This window comes from Methanobrevibacter sp. UBA188 (assembly GCF_905234905.1).
GTDB lineage: Archaea > Methanobacteriota > Methanobacteria > Methanobacteriales > Methanobacteriaceae > Methanocatella.
In genome coordinates, this window is sequence record NZ_CAJOJM010000097.1 from 1 (window position 1) to 2,467 (window position 2,467).

General features: G+C 31.7%; 1 protein-coding gene. It reads left to right on the plus strand.

Features of this window, described 5'->3' with window-relative positions:
* Positions 1 to 2,467, plus strand: a 2,467-nt coding sequence (locus tag QZ143_RS09735) for a ThiF family adenylyltransferase (RefSeq protein WP_292883709.1), incomplete at both ends; no start/stop codon positions are given.

Here is a 2,467-nt window from a genome sequence, read left to right on the forward strand (position 1 = left end):
ATAACGAGCGATCCAAAAGAATGTTTCATTACAATTGATGATTCAATCGGAGGCGGAAAATTTGCATTAGCTGATGGAGATTATGTGACATTTAAAGAAGTGAAAGGAATGACTGAATTAAATGATGGAAAACCAAGAAAAATTAGATTCATTAACGCAATGAGTTTTGCTATTGAAGAAGATACATCGAAATATGGGGAATATAAAGGAGGTGGAATTATAGAGCAAGTTAAAATTCCCGAACCCAAAAAATATAAATCTTTTAAAGATATGTTTAATGTGCCTTATACTGATAAAGTTCCTGATCCTATTGATTTTTCGAAGTTTGGTAGAAATGAATTGTTGCATTGCGCTGTAAGAGCTATTCATGAATTTTATATGAAAAATAAAAATTTACCTGAATTAAATAATAAATCTCAATGTGATGAAATTGTTGCATTAGCTAAGAAAATTTATGATGATGCAAAGGCAGCGAAAGAAAAATGGATTGAAAATTCACAAGATTTTGATGAAAAAATTGTTTTCAATGTCGCAAGATGGGCAAAAAGTGAAATTAGTCCTATTTGTGCTTTTCTCGGGGGTGTAGTTGCCCAAGAAATAGTTAAATTTACTGGAAAATACACACCATTTGATCAATGGTTATGGTTTGATTTTTTCGAAAGTGTTGCTAATTTAAAAGAAGAAGAAGTTGATAGAACATTAAAAGGAACAAGATATGATGATCAAATTGCAATTTACGGAAATGAAATTCAAAAGAAACTTAATGATACTAACATTTTCATGATTGGCGCTGGTGCTTTAGGCTGCGAATTTCTCAAAAACATGGCTTTAATGGGAATAGCAACATCTGAAGGAAAAAATGTAACAGTAACAGATAATGATAATATCGAAACTTCAAATTTAAATAGACAATTTTTATTCCGAAAAGAAAATGTCGGTCATAGTAAATCACAATGCGCATGTGAATCAGTTCGTAAAATGAATACGAAATTCAATTGCAAACATTTACAATCTCTCGTTTCGCCTGAAAATGAGCACATTTTCAACGAAGATTTTTGGAATTCACAGACATTCATAATAAACGCGGTAGATAACGTAAAAGCTCGTAGATACATAGACACTCAATGTACGACATATTGTAGACCATTGATAGATTCAGGAACATTAGGAACTAAAGCGCATGTGCAAATGATAATTCCTCATGTTACTTCATGTTATAATGACACTCAAGATCCGCCAGAAGAATCAGTTCCAATGTGCACGATTCACAATTTTCCAGCAATGATTGAACATTGCATTGAATGGAGTAGAGATCATTTTAATGAATATTTCACTGATGTTATTGTAGATGCTAAGAAATTAATAGAAAATCCTGAGCAATTTTATGCGGATTTGAAAAAAGAAGGTAACACTACATTACAACTTGTGAAATTGAGAAATATTAAAAAACATATTGTTTTAGTTGATCAAAATAGTTTCGATAAAGTCATTGAATTCGCTGTTATGCAATATACTGATAATTTCGATCATAAAATAAGACAATTGTTACATAATTTCCCAGAAGATTATAAAAACAATGATGGTTCTTTATTTTGGACGGGAAGCAAAAGATGTCCGCATCCAATTCCTTATGATGCAAATGACCCTGTTTGTTTTAATTTCGTTAAAAATTACGCTATTATTTTAGCGAGAGGTTTGAGTATTAAATGTGATTATGATGATGAATATATTAAAAAAATCTCGAGTTCTGTTAAAATTCCAGAATTCGTTGCTAAAAAAGTAAAAATAAAAGTCAAAGATGATGAACCTGATACTAACGATAAAATCGACGATCCAGCGAAAATTCAAGCCGAAGAAGAAAATGAACTAAATAACTTAATGAAAGAACTTTCAATCTACGATAAGAACAAAACAGTTCCAGACAAATTCAAACCAGAAGATTTCGAAAAAGACGACGATTCAAACGGACACATCGATTTCATACACGCATGTTCAAATCTCCGTGCACGAAACTACAAAATCAAAGAAGCAGATCGTCAAAAAGTAAAAATGATCGCCGGAAAAATAATACCAGCAATCGCAACAACAACAGCAGCGGCAACCGGATTAGTTTCCCTCCAATTATATACTCTATTCCAAACAAACAAAATCGAATATATGCGAAATTGTTTCATGAATCTCGCAGTTTGTTTATTCGTAATGACAGAACCAGCGGAAGTAATAAAAATGAAAGACAAAGAATATGATGAAATGTTGCTTGGGCCAGTGAAAGCAATTCCGCCGCAATGGACAGTGTGGGATAAAATAGAAGTTAAAGGTAGTATGACATGTGAAGAGTTTATTAAGTATGTGAAGGAGAAATATAATGTTGATGTTAGTGTTATTACTTGTAATAGTGTGACTATTATTCAAACTTTTATGCCGAGTAATAAAGATAGAAATAAAGAGAAAATTGAGGATTTGTATA